At 64.1% G+C, this 25,332-nt stretch carries 21 protein-coding genes, 1 tRNA gene, 1 pseudogene and 1 riboswitch; of the genes and pseudogenes, 6 read left to right on the top strand and 17 right to left on the bottom strand.

Annotated features, from left to right (window positions below; all coding sequences use genetic code 11):
* Positions 1-272 precede the first annotated feature (272 nt).
* The gene (locus tag BJG93_RS13575) at positions 273-1,100 is read left to right on the top strand and encodes a ferritin-like domain-containing protein (protein ID WP_027198786.1); all 828 of its coding nucleotides are present in this window, start codon (positions 273-275) and stop codon (positions 1,098-1,100) included.
* Between the two features lie 47 nt (positions 1,101-1,147).
* Complete coding sequence (locus BJG93_RS13570) at positions 1,148-1,681, top strand: hypothetical protein (RefSeq protein ID WP_027198785.1); 534 nt, start codon at positions 1,148-1,150, stop codon at positions 1,679-1,681.
* A gap of 60 nt (positions 1,682-1,741) precedes the next feature.
* Here BJG93_RS13570 and BJG93_RS13565 read toward each other — a convergent pair whose 3' ends face one another.
* From BJG93_RS13565 to BJG93_RS13550, 4 genes are all read right to left on the bottom strand, one after another.
* A complete protein-coding gene (locus BJG93_RS13565; RefSeq protein ID WP_027198784.1) occupies positions 1,742-3,328 on the bottom strand; it encodes a DEAD/DEAH box helicase in 1,587 nt (528 codons plus the stop codon).
* A 224-nt stretch (positions 3,329-3,552) separates the two neighbouring features.
* Entirely contained in the window at positions 3,553-4,173 is a 621-nt protein-coding gene (gene trhA / locus BJG93_RS13560) for a PAQR family membrane homeostasis protein TrhA (RefSeq protein WP_027198783.1), read from the bottom strand.
* A 131-nt stretch (positions 4,174-4,304) separates the two neighbouring features.
* Complete coding sequence (locus BJG93_RS13555; RefSeq protein WP_027198782.1) at positions 4,305-5,606, bottom strand: c-type cytochrome; 1,302 nt, start codon at positions 5,604-5,606, stop codon at positions 4,305-4,307.
* A gap of 21 nt (positions 5,607-5,627) precedes the next feature.
* Positions 5,628-6,359, bottom strand: a complete 732-nt coding sequence (locus BJG93_RS13550; protein WP_034479698.1) for a c-type cytochrome — start codon at positions 6,357-6,359, stop codon at positions 5,628-5,630.
* 275 nt (positions 6,360-6,634) lie between these two features.
* Here BJG93_RS13550 and copC point away from each other — a divergent pair, with 275 nt between their 5' ends.
* Positions 6,635-7,012: a copper homeostasis periplasmic binding protein CopC gene (gene copC, locus BJG93_RS13545; protein ID WP_027198780.1), complete on the top strand. Its 378-nt coding sequence runs from the start codon at positions 6,635-6,637 to the stop codon at positions 7,010-7,012.
* Complete coding sequence (locus BJG93_RS13540; protein WP_027198779.1) at positions 7,009-7,938, top strand: CopD family protein; 930 nt, start codon at positions 7,009-7,011, stop codon at positions 7,936-7,938. The genes copC and BJG93_RS13540 overlap by 4 nt, the downstream gene beginning before the upstream one ends.
* 26 nt (positions 7,939-7,964) lie before the next feature.
* Here the strand turns inward: BJG93_RS13540 and BJG93_RS13535 are convergent, their stop codons facing one another.
* Together BJG93_RS13535 and dgoD are read right to left on the bottom strand one after the other, a co-directional pair.
* Positions 7,965-8,267, bottom strand: a complete 303-nt coding sequence (locus BJG93_RS13535) for a hypothetical protein (RefSeq protein ID WP_027198778.1) — start codon at positions 8,265-8,267, stop codon at positions 7,965-7,967.
* Between the two features lie 157 nt (positions 8,268-8,424).
* Entirely contained in the window at positions 8,425-9,573 is a 1,149-nt protein-coding gene (gene dgoD, locus BJG93_RS13530; protein WP_027198777.1) for a galactonate dehydratase, read from the bottom strand.
* Positions 9,574-9,778: 205 nt separating this feature from the next.
* Here dgoD and BJG93_RS13525 point away from each other — a divergent pair, with 205 nt between their 5' ends.
* Positions 9,779-10,456 (top strand): FadR/GntR family transcriptional regulator, encoded by a 678-nt coding sequence (locus BJG93_RS13525; protein ID WP_034479695.1) that lies wholly within the window; start codon positions 9,779-9,781, stop codon positions 10,454-10,456.
* A gap of 23 nt (positions 10,457-10,479) precedes the next feature.
* Here BJG93_RS13525 and BJG93_RS13520 read toward each other — a convergent pair whose 3' ends face one another.
* Complete coding sequence (locus BJG93_RS13520; protein WP_027198775.1) at positions 10,480-12,018, bottom strand: DHA2 family efflux MFS transporter permease subunit; 1,539 nt, start codon at positions 12,016-12,018, stop codon at positions 10,480-10,482.
* A 136-nt stretch (positions 12,019-12,154) separates the two neighbouring features.
* Between BJG93_RS13520 and BJG93_RS13515 the strand changes: the two genes are divergently transcribed.
* Positions 12,155-12,598: a MarR family winged helix-turn-helix transcriptional regulator gene (locus BJG93_RS13515; protein WP_027198774.1), complete on the top strand. Its 444-nt coding sequence runs from the start codon at positions 12,155-12,157 to the stop codon at positions 12,596-12,598.
* Between the two features lie 34 nt (positions 12,599-12,632).
* Here BJG93_RS13515 and BJG93_RS13510 read toward each other — a convergent pair whose 3' ends face one another.
* The 10 genes and pseudogenes from BJG93_RS13510 to BJG93_RS13465 all read right to left on the bottom strand — a co-directional run bounded on the left by BJG93_RS13510 (position 12,633) and on the right by BJG93_RS13465 (position 25,144).
* Positions 12,633-12,968 (bottom strand): hypothetical protein, encoded by a 336-nt coding sequence (locus BJG93_RS13510; RefSeq protein WP_027198773.1) that lies wholly within the window; start codon positions 12,966-12,968, stop codon positions 12,633-12,635.
* 206 nt (positions 12,969-13,174) lie between these two features.
* Positions 13,175-14,997 (bottom strand): annotated as a pseudogene (gene atzF / locus BJG93_RS13505) (allophanate hydrolase).
* An 18-nt stretch (positions 14,998-15,015) separates the two neighbouring features.
* A complete protein-coding gene (uca, locus tag BJG93_RS13500; protein ID WP_027198772.1) occupies positions 15,016-18,615 on the bottom strand; it encodes an urea carboxylase in 3,600 nt (1,199 codons plus the stop codon).
* A gap of 172 nt (positions 18,616-18,787) precedes the next feature.
* Positions 18,788-19,429 carry an urea amidolyase associated protein UAAP2 gene (locus tag BJG93_RS13495; RefSeq protein ID WP_027198771.1) on the bottom strand — a complete coding sequence of 214 codons (642 nt, stop codon included), beginning with the start codon at positions 19,427-19,429 and terminating at the stop codon, positions 18,788-18,790.
* Positions 19,430-19,444: 15 nt separating this feature from the next.
* Positions 19,445-20,149, bottom strand: a complete 705-nt coding sequence (locus BJG93_RS13490; protein ID WP_027198770.1) for an urea amidolyase associated protein UAAP1 — start codon at positions 20,147-20,149, stop codon at positions 19,445-19,447.
* 11 nt (positions 20,150-20,160) lie between these two features.
* Complete coding sequence (locus BJG93_RS13485; protein WP_027198769.1) at positions 20,161-20,952, bottom strand: ABC transporter ATP-binding protein; 792 nt, start codon at positions 20,950-20,952, stop codon at positions 20,161-20,163.
* On the bottom strand, positions 20,949-21,761 hold the full coding sequence (locus BJG93_RS13480; RefSeq protein ID WP_027198768.1) for an ABC transporter permease: 813 nt from the start codon (positions 21,759-21,761) through the stop codon (positions 20,949-20,951). The genes BJG93_RS13485 and BJG93_RS13480 overlap by 4 nt, the downstream gene beginning before the upstream one ends.
* 74 nt (positions 21,762-21,835) lie before the next feature.
* On the bottom strand, positions 21,836-22,906 hold the full coding sequence (locus tag BJG93_RS13475; protein WP_027198767.1) for a putative urea ABC transporter substrate-binding protein: 1,071 nt from the start codon (positions 22,904-22,906) through the stop codon (positions 21,836-21,838).
* Positions 22,907-22,963: 57 nt separating this feature from the next.
* A riboswitch (guanidine-I (ykkC/yxkD leader) is annotated at positions 22,964-23,063 on the bottom strand.
* 260 nt (positions 23,064-23,323) lie between these two features.
* Positions 23,324-23,400 (bottom strand) — tRNA-Met (locus BJG93_RS13470).
* Between the two features lie 85 nt (positions 23,401-23,485).
* Positions 23,486-25,144, bottom strand: a complete 1,659-nt coding sequence (locus tag BJG93_RS13465; protein ID WP_027198766.1) for an MFS transporter — start codon at positions 25,142-25,144, stop codon at positions 23,486-23,488.
* Positions 25,145-25,332: the final 188 nt, after the last annotated feature.

Raw genomic sequence — 25,332 nt, 5'->3', positions numbered from 1 at the left:
GGAAAGCCAGCCTTTTGGGCTGGCTTTTTTCGTCTCGCGCACATCGTTTTAATACGGTGGAAGATATCGACTATCTGGAATTGGAACTGCACTGATGCGGCATGGTCTGTGCTGTGTACTCTGCATAGTCGGATATCTCCAGCTAACATGCCGAGTACAAGAGCCCAAACTCTAATTCACGGCGTTGCATCCGACACGGACAAACATCGCGGCGAGCGCTGGAGCAGTTGCGAAGAAGTCCACCGGTCGGTACAGCATGGGAGCAAGACACGATGCACACAGAGCTGAACCATGTCATGCCCTGGCGGATCGAGGACATCGATCTGACGCGCATTGACCGGCAGAAGGCGGCGGCCAACGAAGACCTGCTGCTGTTGCTGTGCGCGGCTTCGTTCATCGAAAGCGGCACCGATCTCTACACCAGCAATCTGAGTACGTTTTTCAACGACGACCCCGAGGTCTCCGCCTGGCTCAACAACGAGTGGGAGCCCGAGGAAATGCAGCACGGCCGCGCGCTGAAGACCTATATCGCGCATGTGTGGCCGGAGTTCGACTGGGACACCGCATTCCGCAATTTCATGGCCGAGTATTCGCTGACTTGCTCGGTCGAGGATTTCGAAAAGACCCGCGCGCTCGAGATGGTCGCGCGTTGCGTAGTGGAAACGGGCACGGCGACGTTGTATCGCGCGATCAACGAGTGCTCAGATGAAGCGGTGCTCAAGCAGATCACCGACAACATCCGCACCGACGAAGTCCGTCACTACAAGCACTTTTTCAAGTACTTCAAGAAGTACAACCGGATCGAGGGCAACGGCCGGCTCGCGGTGCTCGGCGCGTTGATGCGTCGCGTGATGGAAATCAAGAACGAAGATTCGGAGATCGCGTTGCGGCACGTGTTCGCGATTCGCTATCCAGAGCGCGTGCACGACTGCGCGTATAACCGCGAGCGCGCCGCGCGTATCAATAAGCTGGTGCGGCGCAATCTGTCCGCCGACATGTGCGTGAAGATGCTGCTCAAACCGCTCGATCTGCCAGCGCGCATTCAGCCGGGCGTGCATTACCCGCTCGCGAAGATCACTCAGCATGTGTTCTTTCGCTGAGCTATCGCTCGTTGAGGCTGACTGACTACTTCGGCTGGATCGATAGCATGAGCGACCCCTCCTCCGCATCGACGTCCGCGCGTGCGCTCGAACAGGTCACGTTCGACGAATGGCCGGCCAACGTGCGTGCATTGCTCGACGGTTCGTTGCTCGCGGACAAGGCGGGCTTCACCGCGTCGCTGCTGACAGTCGATGCGAACGGCCACGTGCGCACATCGCTGCTGAGCGTCGGCGAACTCTATGCACCCGACTCGCGCACGCTGTGCATCGCGCTATGGCCGCAGGCGCGAGCCACGCGCGCGATCGAGCAAAGCGGACGCGCGGCGTTGAGCTTCGTTTGTGATGCGGCGTTCTATCAGGTGCAGTTGCGTGTCACGCCGCTGCCCGGTGTCGCCGACGACGATAGCGGCCTCGTCTACCTGCTCGGCTCGATCGACACGGCGGAGGCGCAAAGCGTCCGTTATGCGCACCTGACGGGCGGCATCACGTTCGCCTTGCAAGGAGAGGGGAATGCGGTACTCGAGCGATGGGAACAGCAGGTCGAGTATTTGAAGCGGGCCGCCGCCGCAAGCAGCCGTTAGTCTTCGAGCAGCAAGCACTGACGGCTGACACGCGCCGGCGGCCTTCAGGCGAAACGACGCTTAGCGGCCGCGCTCGCCGTTGCGCGACGGTTGCGCACGACGCGGCGCATCGTTGCGCTTTGTGCCGCCGAGCAATGCGCCCGGATTGGCGTTAGGGGAACCATTGCCCTGCGGCTTGCGCGGCGCATGTTGCGCGGCACCGCCGTCTTGCCCTGCCGCACGCGGACGATCGTCATGACGCTGCGTATCGCGGCGCGTCTGTCCACCGTTGCCGGCCGGCTTTGCGCCTTGCGGCCGTGGCGCGGGCTGAGCGTTCGACGAACGCTGACCCGTGCCTTGCGCGGTACGCTGACCGGAGCCTTGGGCCGGCTTAGCCGATCCGCCACCACCGGCACCGCCCGCACTCGCGCCCTCGCGGCGCCCTGCACCTTGTCCCTGGCGCGGCGAGCGGCCGCCGCCGCCACCACCGCCCTGGCCGCGTCGGAGGATCGGCTCGGGCTTGGCGGTCGGGTCCGGCTCGAAACCGGCGATCACTTCCTGCGGAATCGGACGCTTGATCAGCTTCTCGATGTCTTTCAGCAACTGCAGTTCATCGACGCACACGAGCGACACCGCTTCGCCCGTCGCACCCGCGCGACCGGTGCGGCCGATGCGGTGCACGTAGTCTTCCGGCACGTTCGGCAAATCAAAGTTGACCACGTGCGGCAGCTGATCGATATCGATGCCGCGTGCGGCGATGTCCGTCGCGACCAGCACCTGCAGCGTGCCATCCTTGAACTCGGCGAGCGCACGCGTGCGTGCCGACTGGCTCTTGTTGCCGTGAATCGCGAGCGCGGTGATGCCGTCCTTCGTCAGTTGCTCGGCGAGGCGGTTCGCGCCGTGCTTGGTGCGCGTGAACACGAGCACCTGGAACCAGTTGTGCTGACGGATCAGATGCGTGAGCATCTCGCGCTTGCGGTCGCGATCGACCGGGTGAATCTTCTGCGCGACCGTTTCGGCCGTCGTATTGCGGCGCGCGACTTCGATCAGCGCCGGCGAGTCGAGCAGGCCGTCGGCGAGGGCCTTGATTTCGTCGGAGAACGTCGCCGAGAACAGCAGGTTCTGGCGCTTCGGCGGCAGCTTCGCGAGCACACGCTTGATGTCATGGATGAAGCCCATGTCGAGCATGCGGTCCGCTTCGTCGAGCACGAGGATCTCGAGATGCGACAGGTCGATGGTCTTCTGCTGCATGTGATCGAGCAGGCGGCCCGGCGTCGCGACGACGATATCCATGCCGCGCTTGAGCGCATCGATTTGCGGATTGATGCCGACGCCGCCAAACATCACGGTCGATTTCAGCTTCAGATACTTGCCATAGGCGCGCACGCTTTCTTCGACCTGCGCGGCCAGTTCACGCGTCGGCGTGAGGATCAGCGCGCGTACCACGCGCTTGCCGCCGGCGGCCGGCGGCGTCGAATTGAGGCGCTGCAGGATCGGCAGCGTGAAGCCGGCAGTCTTGCCGGTGCCGGTTTGCGCGCCGGCGAGCAGATCGCCGCCGTTGAGCACGGCCGGGATCGCCTGAGTCTGGATCGGAGTCGGGCTGGTGTAGCCCAGTTCATTGACAGCGCGGACCAACGGTTCGGACAAGCCGAGGGAATCAAAAGACATAAAAACTCTTTGCAATGCAGTTTCGCGAACGGCCCCGCGGGACACAGCGGCCCCAACGCGGAAAAACCAGCACGGCATCGACACGCCCGCATGGCGTGTGCGAGGCCGCAGCCCGGTTCCGTTCACGGAGAAATCGGCGGCACGCTCACAGAGGTGCCGGATGATTCAACGCGCTATGCAGACACGTCGACTGGCCTTAAGTTGCATTTCGTCGCCGTGGCATGTCACGCGACATAGCGCGCGACACTGACGAATTGACACAGACTGCCCGCCAGTACGAACAGGTGCCAGATACCATGTCCGTGGCGGATGCGCTCGTCGTTGATGAAGAAATAGATGCCGACGCTATAGATGACGCCGCCGGCCACGAGCCATGCGGTTCCCGCGGCCGGCAACGCCTGCACCAGCGGGTGGACGGCTACGAGCGCGAGCCATCCCATCAACACATACAGCACCATCGACACGCTGCGGGTGCGTCGCCCGAGCGTCAGTTCCTGCACGATGCCGAGGGCAGCGAGCCCCCAGCTTACGCCGAATAGCGACCAGCCCCACGGTCCACGCAATGTGACGAGCGTAAACGGCGTGTAGCTGCCGGCGATCAGCAGGTAGATCGCCGAATGATCGCATTTCTGCAGAATCGCCTTCAGACGTGGATGGCGCACGCTGTGATACAGCGTCGAGATCGCATACAGCACGAACAGCATCGCACCGTACACGCTGAAGCTCACGACCTTGTACGCGTCGCCGGCGAGCGCGCCCATCGTGACCAGCGTCGCCAGCCCCACCACCGAAAGCACGGTGCCGACGAGATGGGTGATGCTGTTCAAACGCTCACCGACGTGCACGACTCTTTCCTCCAGCACGGTCCCACGAGGGCGACCGTCGATACGAACAGGCCCATATGATACCGGTCCTGAAAAAACGAAGGGCGCGGCCGCGAAATTCGCAGGCCGCGCCCGGGTGCGTCAAACGCTGCTTAGTCGAGCGGCGCCGAACGCAGATTGGCCACCTGCTGCGGTGACACGGCCGTACCGTGGTTGCCCCAGGACATACGGATGTACGTCACGACCGCCGCGACTTCCTGATTCGACAGAGCCTGCGCGAACGGCGGCATGCCGTACGGATGCGGGTTTCCGTCCGTGCTCGGCGGATAACCGCCGTTCAGCACCATGCGGATCGGGTTGACCGCCGATGGCATTTGGATCGACTGGTTGTTCGCGAGCGGCGGGAATGCCGGGGGCCGGCCGAGACCGTTTTCCTCGTGGCACTTCGCGCAGTTGTCAGCGTAGATCTTCTGGCCTTGCTTCAACAGTTCGCCGCCGAACTTTTCCGAGGTTTCGAGCTGCAGCGGCTCCGGTGCTTCGCTCTTCTGCGGAATCGTCTTCAGGTACGTCGCCATCGCGTTGATGTCTTCGGTCGACAGATACTGCAGGCTGTTGTGAACCACTTCGGCCATCGGACCGAACACCGCGCCGCGGCTCGACACGCCGGTCTTGAGCAGATCGGCGATGTCTTTGAGGTCCCAGTCGCCGAGGCCGGCTTCCCGGTTCGACGTCAGCGACGGCGCGTACCAGTTCTGCAACGGAATCAGACCGCCAGCGAACGCCGCCGAATTGACCGGGCCGCCCATCGCGTTGATCGACGTGTGGCACATGCCGCAGTGGCCGAGGCCTTCGACCAGATACGCACCACGGTTCCATTCGACCGACTTGGTCGGATCAGGCTTGAACTCGCCTTCACGGAAGAACAGCGTGCGCCAGCCGATCAGCATGTTGCGCTGGTTGAACGGGAATTTCAGTTCGTGCGGACGGCTCGGCACGTTGACCGGCGCGACCGAGCGCAGGTAGGCATAGATCGCATCGGAGTCGGCGCGCGTGACCTTCGTATAGCTCGTGAACGGAAAGCCTGGATAGAGCAGGCTGCCGTCTTTCGAGCGGCCGGTGTGCATCGCGCGATAGAAGTCGTCCTGGGTCCACTTGCCGATGCCGTACTGGTCGTCGGGCGTGATGTTCGGCGTGAACATCGTGCCGAACGGCGTGGCCATCGGTAGGCCGCCCGCGAACGGCTGGCCGCCGCGCACCGTGTGGCAGGCGATACAGTCGCCGGCGCGGGCGAGGTACTCGCCCTTCTTGACCAGGTCAGCCTGGTCCGCGGGCGTTGCCGCCACCGCCGCGCCGCTGCTATGCAGATTGTCGCCGCCCGACCAGAGGACGGGAACGAGAGCGGCGGCCGCGACTACGACGACTGCCGAGAGGGCGAACAAAGACTTGCGTTTCATTTGAATGTCTCTCCCGGCGCCTTATTGCGGTTCGCTGCCGCAGGCAAGCGGAGTCTTCAAGGAGCGGGCCGGAGCCGGCACGGGGTTTTGCGGAGCCTGCCGCGTGGAAAGCCAGGCCGCGACGGCGTTCACGTCTTCGTCGCTCAGGCGCGTGGCGATGGTGTGCATGCAGTCCGGCGCGATCGCGCGACGCGTGCCCGAGCGCCACGAGCCGAGCTGCGCGCTAATGTAGTCGGCGTGCAAACCGACGAGACCTGGGATCGCCGGCTCCATACCGGTGAGCGCCTTGCCATGGCAGGCCGCGCAAGCGGGCACCTGCTTCGACGCATCACCGTGCAGCACGATCTGCTCGCCGCGCGCGAGCGTGGCGGCCGAGACCGTCGGCTTGGCCGGCGTCGGATACGGCGGGCGCTGCTGCGAGAAGAAGGTGGCGATCTGATGCAGGTAGTCGTCGGAGAGATACGTGACGAGGTAGTTCATCGGCGGGTACTTGCGGCGCCCTTCACGGAAGTTTTGCAACTGATTGAACAGATATTCCGCCGGCTTGCCCGCGAGGCGCGGGAAGTAGTCGTTGTCGGTGCCTTGTCCATGCGAGCCGTGGCAAGCCGTGCAGCCTTGCACGCGCGCTTCCATCGTGTCGGGGGCCTTCGGTTGAGTCTGCGCTTTTGCAGCGCTATAGACACCCGCGGTGCCGATCAGCAGAAGGGCAAGCAACGGGCGGAAGAGGCGTCTTGAAGACACGCGTAACTCCATCAGAATCGGGGACCTGACCGAACTTCGGGCGGCTCGGTGTGAAGGACAGCCGTCGCTGCGGCGACGCAGCATTCTATCATCGAAGGTTGATGGTGACCATTTGCCGCATGAGAGACGGTTCCCGGTGTGACCGCCATGCGACAGTGCGTCAGGTCGAATCGATCCCCGCGCGCGCCGTCGAAGCGTACACTTCCGGGCTCGCCGGTCGTCGTGCAGACGCAGCGCGTCGCCGGCCCGGCTATGTTTCGTTCGTTCTCATTCGCTATCGGCCTTACATGAAGCTATTCGATTTTTCTTCTTCGACGCAGCGTGCGTTGATGTCCGGCGCGGTGGCGCTGGCCATGTCGCCCACCGTGTTCGCGCACGCGCATCTGATCTCGAGCGTGCCGGCCGCGAACGCCGAGGCCGTCGCGCCCGCCGACGTGATAATCCATTTCACCGAGCCGCTCGAACCGGCGTTCAGCAGGATCACGCTCGCCGACGCAAGCGGCAAGTCCGCGACGCCGACCGCGTCGACGGTCGATCACGCGGACGCTCGCGCGATGCGCCTCGCGCTGCCTGCGCTGACGAGCGGCCGCTATGCGGTGCACTGGATCGCGGTGGCCATCGACGGCCATCGCACGCAAGGCGACTTTGCGTTCAACGTCCAATGAACTTCGACGGACTGTGGATCGGGCAGGTCGCCATGGCCGCGCTCATGAACGTCGCGTTCGGTTTCGCCGTCGGCTCGGCGCTACTCGGCGCATGGCTCGCGAAGGACGGGCTCCCCGGCACGTCACCGGCGCGTCCCGGCTGGATGCGCGCGCAACGCTCGATGCTCGCGGCCACCATCGTGCTGGTGCTCGCGGATCTCGGCTGGCTGTTGTATCAGGCGGCGTCGATGGGCGGCGTTGCGTTGCTCGCGGCGTTCGGCATGGTGCCGACGGTGCTGACGCAAACGCATGTCGGCTACGGCTGGAGCGTCGCGTTCGGCGGCGCGCTGGTGCTGCTCGGCACCGCGTTGAGCCATGGCACGGGCATGCTGCGTAGCACGGTGCTGTGGCTCGCGGTGCTCGCGATCGCGGCCGGCAAAGCGTCGCTCGGTCATGCGGCCGACGCCGGCGTCGTCTCCGCCGCGATCGGCATGCAGACGCTGCACGTGCTGGCGACGAGCGTATGGGGCGGACTCGTGATGGCCTCCGGCCTCGCGGTGCTGCCGGCGCTCGGCGCATCGACCGCGCGCGGCATGCTGATTCGCACGGCGACGCAGGTCTCGAACGTGTCGATCGTCGCGGTCGTGTTCGCGTTGCTATCGGGTGTCTTCAATGCGGTGCGCGGCTCGGGCGGCTCGTTCGAAGCGATTCAGGCGAGCACCTGGGGTCATGTGCTGACGTTGAAGCTCGTGCTGGTCGCGCTCGCGCTCGTGCTCGGCGCGCTGAACCGGAGCTCGGCGCTGCCGCGCCTGCGTCGCACCGCGTCGACGATGGATGCGCACACGTTCGTCAACGTGATGTATCTGGAAGCGCTCGTGATGATCGGCGTGTTCGTCGTCGCGGCCGCGTTGTCGCATAGCGTGCCGGCGTTCGCGGGGCTCGGTTGAATGCGCGGCCCCGGTTCGAAGTCCGCTTACTCGAAGCCCAGGCGATGACCAAGAATCGGCGCACAGAACAGCGCGATCGCGCAGCCCGCGGCCTTGCCTTCGAGCTCGGCGCCGGCCGCGTGTGAGCTGACCATCTGCGTGAGCAGATCGAAGAGCTGGGGTAGGCAGTACAGCACCGCCGCGGCGATAAAGCATTTCCCGACCACCGAGATGCTCCATCCGCGCTCGTACGCGAGCATCGCGCCGATCAGGCGCAGCACGCCGAACGCGACCAACGCGCCAACCGTCGCCTGTTCGCGGATCAGATAGTCGGGAAGGAATTCGCCCATGGTGTTCCCTGCTGCATGCGTTGTTTGCATGCATTTCAGCAGGGAGACGGCCATGCGTATGTCCGATACCGAACGAACTTAAGCGAGAGCCAGGCGGGGTAGGGCGTGGCGAGGGACGGGGCTGATTCGCTCAGCTGCTCAGTTCGGAGTGCTCAGATCACCATTCGGCGACGCTGCCGTCGGCGTGACGCCACACCGGATTGCGCCAGCGATGACCGACCTTCGCCATCTCGCGCACCTTCTCTTCGTTGACCTCGATGCCAAGTCCCGGGCCCTGCGGAATCGACACGAAGCCGTCTTCGTACTTGAAGACTTGCGGGTTTCTGATGTAGTCGAGCAGGTCGTTGCCCTGGTTGTAGTGGATGCCGAGGCTCTGTTCCTGGATGAACGCGTTGTAGCTGACCGCGTCGATCTGCAGGCAGGTGGCGAGCGCGATCGGGCCCAGCGGGCAATGCAGCGCGAGCGCAACGTCGTAGGCTTCAGCCATCGCGGCGATCTTGCGGCATTCCGTGATGCCGCCCGCGTGCGACGCATCCGGCTGGATGATGTCGACGTAGCCGCCCGACAGGATGTGCTTGAAGTCCCAGCGCGAATACAGGCGCTCGCCGAGCGCGATCGGCGTATTGGTCTGATTGACGATGTCGCGCAGCGCCTCGGCGTTTTCCGACAGCACCGGCTCTTCGATGAACAGCAGCTTGTACGGATCGAGCTCCTTGGCGAGCACCTTCGCCATCGGCTTGTGCACGCGGCCGTGAAAGTCCACCCCAATGCCGATGTTCGGCCCGACCGCCTCGCGCACCGCCGCGACGTTGTTGATGACGCCTTGCACCTTGTCGAAGGTATCGATGATCTGCAGCTCTTCCGAGCCGTTCATCTTGACGGCCTTGAAGCCGCGCTCGACCACCGCGCGCGCGTTGTTCGCGACATCGCTCGGGCGGTCGCCGCCGATCCACGAGTACACCTTGATCTTGTCGCGCACCTGGCCGCCGAGCAGCGCATGCACCGGCACGCCATGGTGCTTGCCCTTGATGTCCCACAGCGCCTGATCGACGCCCGCGATCGCGCTCATCGTGATCGGACCGCCGCGATAGAAGCCCGCGCGGTACATCACCTGCCAATGATCCTCGATCAGCAGCGGGTCTTTGCCGATCAGATAGTCGGATAGTTCCTCGACGGCCGCCGCGACCGTATGCGCGCGCCCTTCCACCACCGGCTCGCCCCAACCGACGATGCCCTCGTCGGTTTCGATCTTCAGGAAGCACCAGCGCGGCGGGACGATGAAGGTTTCGAGCTTGGTGATTTTCATGCTGTGCGTCTCCTATGTCGGTCGGAGCTGGCGCTTTAGCGCTGGCTCCGAGTCCATGCAAGATGGTTGCGGCAAAAAATTCGAGGATTCCATGCTACAACAAAAGTGCTTTAAAAGTACTATTAATAGTATAATTGATCACATAGTGGTGAGCTTGAAAGAGTTACGCCACATTGCGCTACGAGACCATCGCGAGGAGAGAACCATGCCGCACGATCTGCATGGGCGAGTCGCCCAAGTGCTCGCGACTGCCATTCTGCGCGGCGACTATGCACCCGAGTCGATCCTGCCGCGCGAAGCGGAGTTGATGGAGGCGTTCGGCGTGAGCCGCACGGTGCTGCGCGAGGCGCTGCGCACGCTGACGTCGAAAGGGTTGATCGAATCGCGGCCGCGCGTCGGGACGCGCGTGCGGGTCAAATCCGCGTGGAATCTGCTCGATGCCAATCTGCTCGACTGGTATTCGCGGGTCGCCGAGCCGATGGCGTTCGCGCTCAAGCTGCAGGAAATGCGCGAGATGGTCGAGCCGTACGCCGCCGGTCTCGCGGCCGCCGCGTACACCGACGACACGTTGGATGCGCTTGCGGCCGCGCATGCCGCGATGGTGGCGGCGCGCAACGTCGACGAATGGGTGCGTGCCGATCTGCAGTTCCATCTGTGCGTGCTTACCGCGTGCAGCAATGAATTGCTGATTCCCCTTGGCGCGCTGATCGAGCGCACGCTCGAGGGACAGTTGCGGCTCAATGCGAAACGCGCCGATGTGTTCAACGCGTCGCTCGCCGAGCACACGGCGGTGTTCGAGGCGATTCGCGCGCGCGATGCCGCCGCGGCGTACGCGGCGATGGCGTCATTGCTCGGCGTGACGCGCGGGCGAATCGAAGGCTGAGGCGGACGCTGCCGCACGCGATGTCAATCCATCGCCGCATGCGCGACCGATGCATCCGGTGTCTTGTGCGACGGCCGGATCAGCAGTAACAGCGGCACGACCAGCAGCGTCGCCACGAACATCAGCTTGAAGTCGTTCAGATACGCGATCATCGTGGCCTGCTGCGTGATCGACGCATTCAGCGCCGCGATGTCGTAGTTCGAGCCGCTGGCGAGCATCGACTGCAGCCCCGGATTGAACGCGGTGACGTTCGCGGCGAGGTCCGCGTGCGAGATCTGCGTGTTGCGCGTCATCAGCGTCTGCACGATCGAAATGCCGATACTGCTGCCGATGTTGCGCATCAGGCTATAAGTCGCGGTGCCGTCCGCGCGCAGTTCCGGCGACAGTGTGGAGAACGTCAGCGTGGACAGCGGCACGAACACGAGGCCGAGTCCGAAGCCCTGGATCACGCCGGGCCACACGATGTTCGACGCCGACAGCACGATCGTGTATTGCATCATCTGCCATAGCGCGAACGCCGAAATCAGAAAGCCGCAGAGCAGCAGCAGTCGGGCGTCGACGCGCTTGAGCAGCCGGCCGGCGATCAGCATCGCGACCATCGTGCCGGCGCCGCTCGGCGCGGTGACGAGGCCCGTGGTCGCGACCGGATAGCCCATCAGGTTTTGCAGCATCGGCGGCAGCAGCGCACGCGTCGCGTACATCACCGCGCCGATCACGAAGATGAAGAACGTGCCGGTCGCGAAGTTCGGGTCCTTCAGCAACTTGTACTTGAAAAACGAGCGCTCCCCGATCGTCGCCGTGTGCACGAGAAAGAACGCGAAGCTGATCGCCGCGACGAGCGCCTCGATCACGATCTCAGTCGACGAAAACCAGTCGAGCTGCTCGCCGCGATCGAGCATCGCCTGCAATGCGCCGATCGCGAGGCCGAGCGTGATGAAGCCGAACGCGTCGAATTTGACGTCGTGTTTCGGCTCGCGCGTCGGCAGGAAGGTCGCGACGCCGAACAGCGCGAACGCGCCGATCGGCACGTTGATGAAGAACACCCACCGCCAGTTATAGCTATCGGTGAGCCAGCCGCCGAGCGTCGGGCCGAGAATCGGCCCGACCATCACGCCCATGCCCCACACGGCCATCGCCTGGCCTTGCTTTTCGCGCGGGTTGATATCGAGCAGGATCGACTGCGACAGCGGCACCAGCGACGCGCCGAAGATCCCTTGCAGCAGACGCGACACGACGATCTGCGACAGCGTCTCGGAGAGCCCGCACAGCGCGGACGACACCGTGAAGCCGCCGATCGCGATCAGCAGCAGCCGCTTGACGCTGAGCCGATCCGCCAGCCAGCCGGTGAGCGGCGTGGCGATCGCGGCGGCGACGATATAGGAGGTCAGCACCCACGTGATCTCGTCCTGCGACGCGGACAGTGCGCCTTGCATATGCGGCAGCGCCACGTTGGCGATCGTGCTGTCGAGCGTCTGGATCAGCGTTGCGAGCATGATCGAGATCGTGATCATCGGCCGGTTGAGCAGCGCGGTGGCGCTCGCCGGCGTGGAGGCAGAGGACATGAACGGTGGGGATGGCCGATATAGTAAGCATGCTTATTATATCGGCCGTACCGGTTTGCGCTATCGGGGCTTGTGCTGAGGGCGGAACGCGTGCGCAGGCACGCTGCAAGCCGAAGTGCTTCCGTATAATCCGCGCATGAAAACCCAATTCGAAGAGCGCTTCGGCTTTCTGATCTACGACGTCGGCCGGCTGGCGGGCAAGCGGTTCGACGATCTCGCGAGGTCGTCGGTCGATCTGACGCGCGCGCAGTGTCGCGTGCTGGCCTATCTCGGCCATTTCGGCGACATCAATCAGGCGCGGCTCGCGGATCTACTCGAGGTCGCGCCGATCTCGGCGGGCCGGCTGCTCGACCGGATGGAGGAAGGCGGTTGGATCGAACGGACCGCGAATCCGCAGGATCGCCGCGAACGCCAGGTTCGCATGACGCCGAAGGCCGAGCGCACGCTCGGCAAGGCGCGCAAGGTCGGCGACGAGGTCGCGCTCGAAGCGCTCAATGGTTTCAGCGATGAAGAATCGGCGCAGTTGATCGGGCTGCTGCAACGGGTGCGCGGCAACCTGAGCCGGCTCGTGGATCGCTGACGCGTTGCGGTGGCGGCTCGCGCTTCAAATTACGTTATTTGGATTCTGACGCGGGCGCGGCGCTGGTCGGCGGCACCAGTTCGTAGCAGCCCGGCGCTGCGGAGGTTTTCGCTTTGGTATCCGGCTGCGGATCGATGCATTTGAACGCACTCTGATCGCGCTGCACGAAGATTGTGTCGGCCGGCCCGTTGTTGACGACGGCGACAATCCTGTAGCCATCCTGAAGCAGCGTCGCGAGCATGGTCGAACTGGCGCGCCATTGGCTGTCGGACGGAGTTGGGGCTTGGGCATGGGCGGTGCGGGTGGCGGTCGTGCCGGCGAGCGCGAGCGCAGCGCTGGTTGCGGCGAGCGCGACGGTGCGGAACGTCATCAGTGAACCTCCTCGTAGTTGCGACGGATTGGCGATGCTGGCAGGAAGCCTGTCAGGTCCTGCATCCAGGACGCGCGTTGGACTCTCCGGAGAGAACGTGTCAGGCTGGCTCATGACTCTATTCTCTCAAGAGACGAAGGCTGCAACAAACCCGCAGCGTTTCACTGCCCATACCCTGTGACGCGGGTGGCCACCGCTTCGTTCGATCAGGAGCTCGCGCCGCGCTCGCTGGCCAGCCATGCTCGCCATCCGCCAAACCCCGAGATGTCGGTTCCCGACTGCACACCATACGGCTCGCACAGGAAGCCGGTCACCCACGAACCGTCGACGAGTTCGACCTTCCCCAGAACCAGCGGAGAAGGAACGGTCGCGATGAACGAGCCGAACTCGGCGCTGGGCATATCCCATACTTCGACAGCAATTTTTGCGCCGCCGTCCGCGACGCGCCACATGGCTGGCCGCCTCGTGCCGTCCGCCGATGCGGGCAGCGCAGACAAACGATAGTGCTCCGCAGTGTGCGTGGCCTGCACGAGGCGTGCACGTCGGGCGACCAGATCCCGGTTCAGCGGTAAGCCTTGCATGTGAGCGCCGCAGGCCGCGATCGGCATGCGGTCATGGGTGGCCGTGTGTCGTTCGCCCGGCTCGCCCGGCTCGACGCTTGGCCTGCCTACGCATTGCACGTCGCTTTCTCGTTGCAGCAGGTCGGCCACGCCTAACAGATACTGATCGGTGAATGCGCGGCCAAAGACGGTGACGCCCCACGGAAGACCATTGTTCATGAAGCCGGTCGGGGTAGCGACGGCCGCATAGTCCAGCAGATTCATGAAGTTCGTGTAGTAGCCGACAGCGAGTTCGGACCGATCGGGTCGCGCTCCAACTCGTCGAGCGTGACGGGACGCGGATACGTCGGCGTCAGCACGAAATCGAGCGACTCGATCGCTGCGTCGCAGACGGCCTTCAATTCCTGCAGGCGATATTGCGCGCGAAACAGCTCGACCGCGGTGGCGCCCGGCGCTCTCGCCAACACGTCGCGAATGACGGGCATGACCGCAGCCGGCCTCGTTGTCATCAACTCGCCCACCACGTCGTAGCGCTCGGCCACCCACGGGCCCTGATAGAGCAGCTTCGCGGCTTCGACGAACGGCTCGAAGTCGATCTCGACAGCCTCGCCTCCTGCCGCTTCCAGCAACGCGCGCGCCTTGGCAAACAAGCCGGGGCTTTCGGAGCAGCCCGCAAACTCCAGTTGCGCCGGCACGCCAAAGCGGAACGCCCGGGGCCTGCCAAACGCGCGTGCGGTGTTCCATTGCGGATTCGCGCGGCTGTATGCATCGCGAGGATCGGCGCACGAGCTCAACGCAAGAAGCTCGCTCGCTTCTTCCGCCGTCGCCGTGAAAAACGTCGCGCAATCGAGCGTGCGGCACGCGGGCACCACGCCCGCGGTGGACAACAGGCCTTTCGTTGGCTTGAGACCGATGAGATTGTTCAGCGCGGCAGGCACGCGACCGGAACCGGCCGTGTCGGTCCCGAGCGCGAAACTGGCGACGCCGAGCGCGACCGCGAGTGACGAGCCGGCGCTCGAGCCGCCTGACGGATAGTCGGGATGCACGCTATTGCGGCATTTGCCGTACGGCGAGCGGGTGCCGTTGAGACCGGTCGCGAACTGGTCGAGATTGGTCTTGCCGAGCGGTATCGCACCGAGCGCGATCAATTGCGCAACGACGCTCGCGGAGCGCGACGGCGTGTACGCGAAGGCGGGACACGCGGCCGTCGTCTGAATACCGGCGAGATCGATATTGTCCTTGATCGCAAACGGCACGCCATAGAGCGGCAGGCTTTCGATGTCTTGCGCGTTAAGCCAGTCGAGGTAGGGCGCGACTTCCTCTTCGGTCAGAAGATGAATGAACAGATTGAACGACGGATTCAGCGCGGCGGCTTTGGCGAGCAGTTCAGCGACGAGCTTGCGCGGCGTGAGCGTTCCCGCACGGTATGCGGCGCGAAGCGTCGGGAGACGTAGATCGAATGACGACATGGTTTTCCGTCCAGATATTTAGTGACGTTCGATAACCGCAACGCGTTGCCCCGCGCGCACGGGCGACCCCGGCGCCACGTAGATATCGCCGACGATACCCGCGCACGGCGCACACACCGAGATCTCCATCTTCATCGACTCGATGACGAGCAGCACGTCGCCTGCGTCGACCGCGTCGCCGGTTTTCACCTTGACCTGCCAGAGGCTGCCGGCAATTTCGCTGTCCACGGCGACGTCGCCGTTTTTCAGCGGAGCTGATTGAGTGTCTTCGGCGACCGGCGTCTCGAACGTTTCTTCCGAGGCGCCGGCTTCACGCCATCGCTCGCGCTCCGCCTGAAAGGCCGCTTGTTGCCGCGAACGGAACTGCTCGATGCCGACGGATTCGCTGGCGAGGAACGCCTGATAGTCCGGCAGCGAAAGCTCGGACTCTTCGATCCGCAACGGATAGCGGCCCAGCGGGAAGTCCGCGCGGATGCGCAACAGATCGGCGGCCGCCACTTCGTAGAAGCGAATCTGGTCGAAGAAGCGCAGCAAATAGTGCTGTCCAGCGAAATCCGCGACATCGCGGTAGCGATTCCACATCTGCAACGTGCGGCCGACGAATTGATAGCCGCCCGGCCCTTCCATGCCATAGACGCACAGATACGCGCCACCGATGCCGACCGAGTTCTCCGCGGTCCACGTACGCGCCGGGTTGTATTTCGTCGTAACGAGCCGGTGACGAGGATCGAGCGGCGTCGCGACCGGTGCGCCGAGGTAGACGTCGCCGAGTCCCATCACGAGATAGCTCGCATCGAAGACGATCTGCCTGACCGCGTCGATCGAGTCGAGGTCGTTGATGCGGCGAATGAATTCGAGGTTGCTCGGACACCACGGCGCATCCTTGCGCACGGTGGTCATGTATTTGTCGATCGCGAGCTGGCACGCGGGGTCATCCCACGACAGCGGCAGATGCACGATTCGCGACGGCACCCGCAGGTCCTTGTGCAACCCGACCTCGCCCCACGCCTGCGCGACGATGTCGAGCAAGCGGGCGAGCGGCAATTCTTCGGGCCGATAGTGGATCTGCAGCGAGCGGATGCCCGGCGTGAGATCGATGACGCCCGTCAGATGCATCGCTTCGAGGGACTGCATCAGCGCATGTCCGCGAAACCGCGCAACCAGATCGAGTTCCGCCGGCCCGATCTCGAGCAGCAGATGCGTGTCGCCCGATAGACGCGCGACGAGTCTTTCGCGATCCGTGCCGGTATCGAGCACGATGGGCGACGTTAGCGAGGTGGTTCTTTCGCTCGGCGCGTTCGGTGCAATCTCGAGGCTCTCCAGTTCCCGCCGACGCTCATGCGCCGCCTGACGGGCTTGCTCGACTTCGACCGGAACGAAGCGGATCTTGTCGCCCGCTTTCAGTTGGCCGATCTGCCAGAGGTCCGCCTCGATGATCGTCACCGGACACACGAAGCCGCCGAGACTCGGGCCGTCGGGTCCGAGAATCACGGGCATGTCGCCGGTGAAGTCGACGGCGCCGACCGCGTACGGATTATCGTGAATGTTCGACGGGTGCAGGCCGGCCTCGCCACCGTCCTCGCGCGCCCACTCGGGTTTCGGCCCGATCAGGCGCACGCCGGTACGGCTGGAGTTGAAGTGAACCTCCCACTCGGTGTCGAGAAGCTGCGCGATATAGCGGGCGCTGAAGTATTCCGGTGCACCGTGCGGCCCATAGATCACGCGCACAGCGCGCACGCCGTCGAGCATCGGCGCGTTGACGAGCGCCGCGCCGGCCTGCGCGTCGGCGAGCGGATAAAGATGCAGCACGTCGCCGGCGCGGATCGCGCGGCCGCCATGGCCGCCGAACTGGCCGAGCGTAAAGGTGCTGCGGCTGCCGAGGTAGAGCGCGACGTCGAAGCCGCCGCGCACGCATAGGTAAGCGCGCGCGCCCGCGCCGCGTATCGTGCCGAGCGCGAGCGTCGCACCCGCCGGTACATGAAGGCTCGTATTGAGCGGCTGCGCGACATCGTCGAGCAGCACCGGAAGCTCCGCGCCGGTGACGGCGACCACTGCATCCGTGTTAAAGCGCAGCGTCGGTCCGCTCATCGTGACTTCGAGAGCGGCGGCGTCGGGCGCATTGCCGAGCAGGCGATTGCCGAGCCGCATCGCCCGGTCATCCATCGGCCCCGACGGCGGGATGCCGACTGCCCAGTAACCCAACCGGCCAGGATAGTCCTGCACCGTCGTTTGCGTGCCGCCGCTGACGACGTCGACCGTGCTGGCCTGATACCTGAGCGCTTCGAGACATCGAGTCCACGGTTCGCCCGACGCAAACGGCCGATCGCGCAGAATCTGGCGCAGATAGTCGCGATTCGTCTCGACGCCGTAGAGCCGGGTGTGGCGCAGCGCATCGTCGAGCGCATGGCGCGCTTGATCGCGAGTCGGCGACCACGCGATCACTTTCGCGAGCATCGGGTCGAAGTACGGCGGTACTTCGCAACCTGCCTCGATCCATGTATCGATGCGCAGCGCACGGCCGTCCGCGTGCGGGAACGCGACGTCGGTCAGCAGACCCGGACTCGGTTTGAAGTCACGCCCAGGGTCCTCCGCGTAGAGTCGCGCCTGGATCGCATGTCCTCGCGGCGTGAGACCTGCCGCGAGTTCCCGCAGCGGCGCGAGCGTGCCGGCCGCGAGTTCGATCATCCAACGCACCAGGTCGACGCCCCACACCTGTTCGGTTACGCCGTGCTCGACCTGCAGACGTGTATTGACTTCGAGGAAGTAGAACTGTTCGGCGGCGCTGTCGTACACGAACTCGACGGTGCCGGCGGAGCGATAGTCGACGGCTTTCGCGAGCTTGACCGCGGCCTCGCACAACGCGGCCTGAATCCCGTCCGGCAGGCAGGGCGCGGGGGTTTCCTCGAGCACCTTCTGATTGCGCCGCTGCACCGAGCAGTCGCGCACGCCGAGCGCCAGCGCGTCGCCTCGGCCGTCGCCGAATACCTGCACTTCCAGATGCCGCGCCCGTTCGATGTACTTCTCCAGAAACACGCCGGCATCGCTGAAGTTGTTTTCGCCGAGGCGTTTGACCGCGTCGAAATGGGCGCCGAGCTCGTCGGCGTTCCAGCACACCCGCATGCCGATGCCGCCACCGCCCGCGGTGCTTTTCAACATCACCGGATAGCCGATGGTCTGCGCGGCCGCGAGCGCCGCCGGCAAGTCCGCGAGCAGCCCGGTGCCTTTGAGCATCGGCACCCCTTCATTGGCGGCGATTTCGCGGGCCGTGTGCTTGAGGCCGAACGCGCGAAGCTGCGCTGGCGTCGGCCCGATGAAGGCGATGCCGGCCGCTTCGCAGGCTTCGCCGAATGCTGCGTTCTCGGATAAGAACCCATAGCCGGGATGGATCGCCTGCACGCCTTCGCGACGCGCAATCGCGAGGATTTTGTCCACGTCGAGATAGGTCAGCGCGGCTGGACCGTCGCCGAGCGCATGGGCGATGGGCGCTGCGCTGACGTGGCGGCTCGCTCTGTCGGCTTCCGCGTAGATGGCGACGCCGGTCACGTCGAGTTCGCGCAACGTCCTGAGAATGCGGCACGCGATAGCGCCGCGATTAGCGATCAGAATCTTCTCGAACATGGAAGGTGTGTCGATTCGGAGGCGGGCCGTCCCGCCGTGGGAATGACCGGCCGTGGTCGTCCACGGCCGATGTCGCGTCAGCGATCTGTGCGGGTCGGTTGTTCGCGCGTGCGGATGAAGTAGCGTCCCGAGCGAACCAGCATGACGAGAAACACCCAGTGGCGGATGCGCTTCAGTTCCATATCAGCAGCTCCGCGGGCGTCGGATTGTAGGCGTTGCACGGATTGTTCAGCTGCGGGCAGTTGGAGATCAGCACGATGACGTCCATCTCGGCGCGCAATTCCACGTACTTGCCCGGCGCGGAAATGCCGTCTTCGAAGCTGAGCCCGCCTTCGGCCGTCACCGGCACGTTCATGAAGAAGTTGACGTTAGCGCCGATGTCCCGTTTCGACAGGCGGCCGTCATGCGCGCAGGCACGCAGGAAGTTGTCCCGGCAGCTGTGCATATAGCGCTTCTCCAATGCGTAGCGCACCGTGTTGCTCTCCTGCGCGCAGGCGCCGCCGAGCGTATCGTGGCGGCCGCAGGTGTCGGCCACGATCGTCAGCATCGGCTTGCCGAGGTTCGAGTACAGCACCGAGCCCGAGGTCAGGTAAAGGCTCTTTTGCCGGCGCAACGTGCGCTGCGGGTCGAAACGCTCGCGCGGATCGGCGAGGCTGTAGAACAGCGTGTCGACCGCCTGGTTGCCTTCGAGATCGACGACGCGCAGCGTTTGCCCAGCCTTCACCTCGTGAAGCCACGGCTCGCCGGCGGCGAGCGTCTCTCGATACACCGCGGTTTCCGGACGTTTGTCGCTGACGATAAGCGTGCTAGTCATAAGCGTGGCCTTCGCTCAAAGAAAGAAGCGTTCAGTATTGATGAAACCGCGTACGTTCTCTTCGCATGCGGTGCGGCAAACTTCGGCGACATCGGGGCGCGCGTCGCTCAGCTCGAGCTTCACAGGCCGGGGCGCGTACTCGGGGTGCGGGTCGAGCGGGTGCTGGATCGCGGTGAGTACCACGAGGGTGTTCATCGGCGCGTATAGCTCGACGTAGTCGTTCGCCTGCGAGTTGCCTGGAACGAAGTTGAGCAGTCCATCGTCGCTGACCTCGACACGGCTGAACAGATTGAGCGTCATCAGCAGGTCGGTGATGCCGAGCCCCCACTTGCTCATTTCGACGAGCAGGTTGTCCGTGCCGTTGCGATAGAACGCGTTGCGCAGTTCCTGATAGCGGCCCGCGCCGTATCGTTCGCGAACCTCGTCGGCGTTCGACACACCGCCGATGCTGTCGTGCCAGCCGCAGGTATCCGCGACGATTGCGGCAAGCACGCGGCCCATGTCGGAGTACAGGCAGTGACCCGCGGTGAGCCTGGCCGTGTGCTGGCACTTCAACGAATCCGGCAGATTGAGCCGTTCGCTTTTTTCCGCCGCGTTGACCATCATCACGCTGACGTTCGCGCCGCCGCGCAGGTCGGTCATGCGCAGCATTTGACCGCGCTTGACGATCAGCGACGTATGACCGCCGCCCGGGATGGTTTCTTCAAACAGTAAGGTCATACCTGTGTCCTTCAGTCGGAGACCAGTTCGATATGCGATGCGCCTCGCACGGCCGCCTCGGCGATATGCACGGCGGACACGGAATCGCGGCTGCGGTCGAGCGGAATGTTGTAGGTGATGCGCGCGCCATACGCGCCTGGCGCTTGCGGATCGATTCGCACCTTGTCGAAAACCAGCACGCGGCTTCCCAGCGTGAAGCCTTCTTTCAGGTCATGCGTGACCATGAAGATCGTGAGCTTCGATTCGCGCCACAGCTCGGAGAGCAGCACGTGCATGTCCTTGCGAATGCCGGGGTCGAGCGCGCCGAACGGTTCGTCGAGTAGCAGCACACGAGGCTTCATCGTCAGCGCCTGTGCGATGGCGAGGCGTTGCTGCATGCCGCCCGAGAGTTGCTGCGGAAACTTGTTCAAGGCCGCGCCGAGGCCCACGCGTTCCAGCATGGCCACTGCCTCGTCTCGCGCCAGCAGCCGGCGGGCACCGAATAGCCGGCCGGTGAACTTTGCTCGTGGAAGTTCGAGCCCCAACATCACGTTGCGCAGCACGCTCAGATGGTCGAACACGGAATAGCGTTGAAACACGACGCCGCGATGTCTGTCCGGTTCGGCGGGCAGCGGCTTGCCGTCCAGCAGGATGTCGCCGCGCGTTACGCGTTCCTGGCCTAGCAGCAGTCGCAGAAACGTCGACTTGCCGCAGCCCGATGCACCGACCATCGAACAGAACTCGCCTTCGTTGACGGTCAGACTCAAACGCTCGAGCACCACCTGGTCGCCATACTCTTTCCATACGTTGCGGACTTCGATCATCGTGCGCCTCCGTACCAAGGGAAGCACCACTGGGTGATCCGGCGTAGCAGTTCGTCGGTGAGCCATGCGAGCAGCGTGATCCACGCGACGTACGGCAGGATCAGGTCCATCGACAGATAGCGGCGCACGAGAAAGATGCGATAGCCGAGGCCATCGGTCGACGCGATCGCTTCAGCGGCGATCAGAAACAGCCACGCCGCGCCCAGAGACAGACGCGTCGCCACCAGCAGACGCGGCAGCAGTTGCGGCAGCACCAGACGCAGAATCAGCGTCCAGCTGGTGGCGCCGAGCGTCTGCGCCTTGACCCACAGCTCGACCGGAATCTCGCGGGCGCGAGCATGCAGATCGCGAATGATCACCGGCGTGATGCCGACGACGATCAACACGACCTTCGACAACTCATCGAGCCCGAACACGATGAACAGAATCGGCAGCACCGCTAGCGGCGGCACCATCGAGATCACGGTGATGAATGGCGAGAGCGTCGCGCCGACGAGCGGCAACGAACCGGTCGCGATCGCGGCGACCAGTGCGATCGCGGCACTGACGACGAGGCCGATGCCGAGCCGCCGCAAGCTCGACAGCGTGTCGGTCCACAACAGGTACTCGCCGGTGCGCTTGTCCTCCGTGAACGCGGCCAGTTTCACCGCGTCGCTCATTTGCGCGGCGCTCGGCAGCAGCTTGTCATCGGGGTTGAGCGAGAGCCGTGTCGAGGAGCTGGTGAAGTAGACCGCGAACAGCACGACGAACGGCAGCAGGAGCAGCATCAAGCCGCCGATTCGACTCGGATGTCGATTGATGAGTCGCATGGTGAGCGCCTGGTTGACAACCTGGAATGGGAGCCCGGCATGCGAGCTCGCAGCGAGAGCCTGGAAGGTTCCTCTCAGAGCTTGCCCGCGGCCGCCATCGCGACGTAGGACGGATCGAAGCGCAGCTTGACGTTGTTCCTGTTGCCGACCACGACGCCCTTGTCGAACGCCATGCCGACCGCGTCCGCGCTCTTCGCGTCCTGGCCGAGCAGGCCGTGATCGAAAGAGAACTTCGCGACGCGCGTCATGATCTTCGGCATGTCGGGGCTCGTGACGAAGTCGAGCGCGGCTTGCGGCGAATAGAATAGGGCGGTCGTCGACAGTTGGCCCTTGAAGTTGGCGAGGTCGGTGCCCGAGGCCTTCGCCATTGCGGTCAGCGCGGACGTGCTGGCCGCGGAGTCGGTGTGCATCAGCGCGATCATTTCGAACCATGCGCCGGTCAGCGCTTTGCCGAGGGCGGGGTTCTGCTGCAACGTCTTCGTGTTGACGACCATCATGTCCATGATTTCGCCGGGAATCTTGCTGGAGTCGAACACTTCGCTGACGTTCGGCTGCGACTTCAGGTCGGCGAGCATCGGATTCCAGGTGACCGCGTTGTGAACCGTGGGGGTCGCGAATGCGCCGGAGATGTCGGCATCCGAGGTGTTCACGACCTTGAGGTCGCGCTCGCTCATATGCGCGCTTTCGAGCGCGCGTGCGAGCAGGTAGTGGGAGACGGAGAACTGCACGAGATTGACCTGCTGTCCTTTCAGGTCGGCGATCTGCTTGCCTTTGCCCTTCATCAGCACGCCGTCGTTGCCGTTCGAATAGTCGCTGACGATCAGGGCCGTCGAATCCACGCCGCCGGAGGCGGGAATCGTGAGCGCATCCATGTTGGTCATCGCGCAGCCATCGAACTTGCCGGCCGTGTACTGATTGATGGACTCGACGTAGTCGTTCAGTTGCACGACATCGACATTGATGCCGTACTTCTTGGCCCATTTGGACACGATGCCCTGGGTTTTCGCCTCACCCCAAGGCATCCAGCCGGCGTAGATGGTCCAGCAAACCTTGAAGTCGTTGCGGCCCGCGGCGAACGTGGGGCTCGAGGCGAAGGTGGCGAGGGAGACGGCGGCAATGCCAAGACAGCGAACGAGCTTGAACATGGGTTGACCTCGGAGGGGACGGTTAGCGACGGCAGGGAGCAGCGCAAACATCGCGTTCTCTCCCGGGCTTTTATCCCGCCGTGTAACCTCGCCTGAGGTCGACAGCTCTCGGACCAGCGCCTGCGCGAAGCAGGCCGGAACCCTAGCCGTCCATTTCCAGATTGTTTGTCGAACCGGAGGTTGCGCCGGCTCCTTGCGCGCTCTTTAAAGCGGGAAGCGTGCCAGCCTGGATCGCTTGCGCTAGTCGTGGGTTCTCTGCGGGGAAGGGGAAGTTTTGCCCGCTAGCGGGCAGGGTGTGCACTGATGTGTGTCAGGGTGTGCACTTGATTCGGGCGAAGCAGAGGCGATTGCCAAGGTAGCGCGAAGCCAAAACAAAAAAGCCGCTGTCCTTGTGGGACAGCGGCTTTTTCTTGAAGCTGGTGGCGAATCAGGGACTCGAACCCCGGACCTGCGGATTATGATTCCGTCGCTCTAACCGACTGAGCTAATTCGCCGAAAGAAGCGAGATTATGCTGGCGCAGCCGAAGGCTGTCAACCCCGGTGCGCCTCTTTTTCAGGTGGCCCAGACCGTTCGTCCACTCAATCCTTCGCGTAGATGTCCGAGTCCTTGGTCTCGCGCACGAACAGCATGCCGATCACGAACGTGGCCAACGCGATCACGATCGGATACCAGAGCCCCGAATAGATGTTGCCTTTCGCCGCGACGATCGCGAACGCGGTCGCGGGCAGGAAACCGCCGAACCAGCCATTGCCGATGTGATACGGCAGCGACATCGACGTATAACGGATGCGCGTCGGGAACATCTCGACCAGCATCGCCGCGATCGGCCCGTAGACCATCGTCACGTAGATCACGAGGATCGTCAGGATCACGATGGTCATCGGCCAGTTGATCTGCGCCGGATCGGCCTTCGGCGGGTAGCCGGCGGCCTTCAGCGTGGCGGCGAGCGTCTTCTCGAACGTCTTGCCTTGCTCCTTCGCGTTGGCGGCGCGGCCGTCGAATGTGTTGACGACCGTATCGCCCACGCGGATCTGCGCGATCGTGCCGGCCGGTGCCGCGACGTTCTCATAGTTCAGGCCGGCTCGCGACAGCGCGCCCTTCGCGATGTCGCACGAGCTCGTGAACTTCGCGGTGCCCACCGGGTTGAACTGGAACGAGCACTCGGCCGGGTCGGCGATCACGACAATCGGCGACTTCGCGGTCGCCGCTTCGAGCGCCGGGTTCGTGTAGTGCGTGAGCGCCTTGAACAGCGGGAAATACGTGAGCGCGGCGATCAGCAGGCCGGCCATGATGATCGGCTTGCGGCCGATGCGATCCGACAGCGAGCCGAAGAACAGAAAGAACGGCGTGCCGATCAGCAGCGAGAGCGCGATCATGATGTTGGCGATGGTGCCGTCGACCTTCAGTGTCTGCGTGAGGAAGAACAGCGTATAGAACTGGCCCGTGTACCAGACCACGGCCTGGCCGGCCGTCAGTCCGACCAGCGCGAGGATCACGACCTTCAGGTTCTTCCACTGGCCGAACGCTTCGGAGAGCGGCGCCTTCGAGGTCTTGCCCTCGGCCTTGATGCGCGCGAACACCGGTGACTCGTGCAGTTGCAGACGAATCCACACCGACACCGCGAGCAGCAGGATCGACGCGATGAACGGAATGCGCCAGCCCCAGGCGCCGAACGTAGCTTCACCCATCGTCGTGCGCACGCCGAGAATCACGAGCAGCGACAGGAACAGGCCGAGCGTCGCGGTGGTCTGGATCCACGCGGTGTAGAAGCCGCGGCGTCCCGCCGGCGCGTGTTCGGCCACGTAGGTCGCGGCGCCGCCGTACTCGCCGCCGAGCGCGAGACCCTGCAGCAGGCGCATCGCGATGAAGATCACCGGCGAAGCGATGCCGATCGCCGCATAGCCGGGCAGAAAGCCGACGAGGAACGTCGACAGACCCATGATGATGATCGTGATGAGAAACGTGTACTTGCGCCCGACCATGTCGCCGAGCCGGCCGAACACGATCGCGCCGAACGGCCGCACCGCGAAGCCCGCCGCGAAGCTGAGGAGCGTGAAGATGAACGCCGCAGTCGGATTGACGCCGGAGAAAAAGCTCTTGCTGATGAAGGCCGCCAGCGAGCCGGCCAGATAAAAGTCGTACCACTCGAAAACCGTACCTAGCGACGATGCGAAGATCACCCGCTTCTCATCGCGCGTCATCGGCACGTGCGAGATTTGCCCGCCAACGGTAGCCATATGTCGTCTCCAATATTTGATATACACACGGACCGCCGGCGCACAGGCGTTCCCGTGCAACCGATTATTGGAGTGGAAACTTACGGCGTTCTGACTCGACGCCAGAACTTCCGTCACTCGGTAAACCCACGAACCGGCGCTGAACTTTCGTCAATGCGCCGGGATCTCCGCGCAATTAACCAGCAAAT

Source organism: Paraburkholderia sprentiae WSM5005, assembly GCF_001865575.2.
Classification (GTDB): domain Bacteria; phylum Pseudomonadota; class Gammaproteobacteria; order Burkholderiales; family Burkholderiaceae; genus Paraburkholderia; species Paraburkholderia sprentiae.
The sequence above is the reverse complement of the archived record's forward strand: the minus strand, read 5'-3'. Positions and strand labels throughout refer to the sequence as shown.

Coding starts and splice junctions, on each gene's coding strand:
- BJG93_RS13575 (WP_027198786.1), top strand. CDS start 273: ATGCACACAGAGCTGAACCATGTCATGCCCTGGCGGATCGAGGACATC.
- BJG93_RS13570 (WP_027198785.1), top strand. CDS start 1,148: ATGAGCGACCCCTCCTCCGCATCGACGTCCGCGCGTGCGCTCGAACAG.
- BJG93_RS13565 (WP_027198784.1), bottom strand. CDS start 3,328: ATGTCTTTTGATTCCCTCGGCTTGTCCGAACCGTTGGTCCGCGCTGTC.
- BJG93_RS13555 (WP_027198782.1), bottom strand. CDS start 5,606: ATGAAACGCAAGTCTTTGTTCGCCCTCTCGGCAGTCGTCGTAGTCGCG.
- BJG93_RS13550 (WP_034479698.1), bottom strand. CDS start 6,359: ATGGAGTTACGCGTGTCTTCAAGACGCCTCTTCCGCCCGTTGCTTGCC.
- copC (WP_027198780.1), top strand. CDS start 6,635: ATGAAGCTATTCGATTTTTCTTCTTCGACGCAGCGTGCGTTGATGTCC.
- BJG93_RS13540 (WP_027198779.1), top strand. CDS start 7,009: ATGAACTTCGACGGACTGTGGATCGGGCAGGTCGCCATGGCCGCGCTC.
- BJG93_RS13535 (WP_027198778.1), bottom strand. CDS start 8,267: ATGGGCGAATTCCTTCCCGACTATCTGATCCGCGAACAGGCGACGGTT.
- dgoD (WP_027198777.1), bottom strand. CDS start 9,573: ATGAAAATCACCAAGCTCGAAACCTTCATCGTCCCGCCGCGCTGGTGC.
- BJG93_RS13525 (WP_034479695.1), top strand. CDS start 9,779: ATGCCGCACGATCTGCATGGGCGAGTCGCCCAAGTGCTCGCGACTGCC.
- BJG93_RS13520 (WP_027198775.1), bottom strand. CDS start 12,018: ATGTCCTCTGCCTCCACGCCGGCGAGCGCCACCGCGCTGCTCAACCGG.
- BJG93_RS13515 (WP_027198774.1), top strand. CDS start 12,155: ATGAAAACCCAATTCGAAGAGCGCTTCGGCTTTCTGATCTACGACGTC.
- BJG93_RS13510 (WP_027198773.1), bottom strand. CDS start 12,968: ATGACGTTCCGCACCGTCGCGCTCGCCGCAACCAGCGCTGCGCTCGCG.
- uca (WP_027198772.1), bottom strand. CDS start 18,615: ATGTTCGAGAAGATTCTGATCGCTAATCGCGGCGCTATCGCGTGCCGC.
- BJG93_RS13495 (WP_027198771.1), bottom strand. CDS start 19,429: ATGACTAGCACGCTTATCGTCAGCGACAAACGTCCGGAAACCGCGGTG.
- BJG93_RS13490 (WP_027198770.1), bottom strand. CDS start 20,149: ATGACCTTACTGTTTGAAGAAACCATCCCGGGCGGCGGTCATACGTCG.
- BJG93_RS13485 (WP_027198769.1), bottom strand. CDS start 20,952: ATGATCGAAGTCCGCAACGTATGGAAAGAGTATGGCGACCAGGTGGTG.
- BJG93_RS13480 (WP_027198768.1), bottom strand. CDS start 21,761: ATGCGACTCATCAATCGACATCCGAGTCGAATCGGCGGCTTGATGCTG.
- BJG93_RS13475 (WP_027198767.1), bottom strand. CDS start 22,906: ATGTTCAAGCTCGTTCGCTGTCTTGGCATTGCCGCCGTCTCCCTCGCC.
- BJG93_RS13465 (WP_027198766.1), bottom strand. CDS start 25,144: ATGGCTACCGTTGGCGGGCAAATCTCGCACGTGCCGATGACGCGCGAT.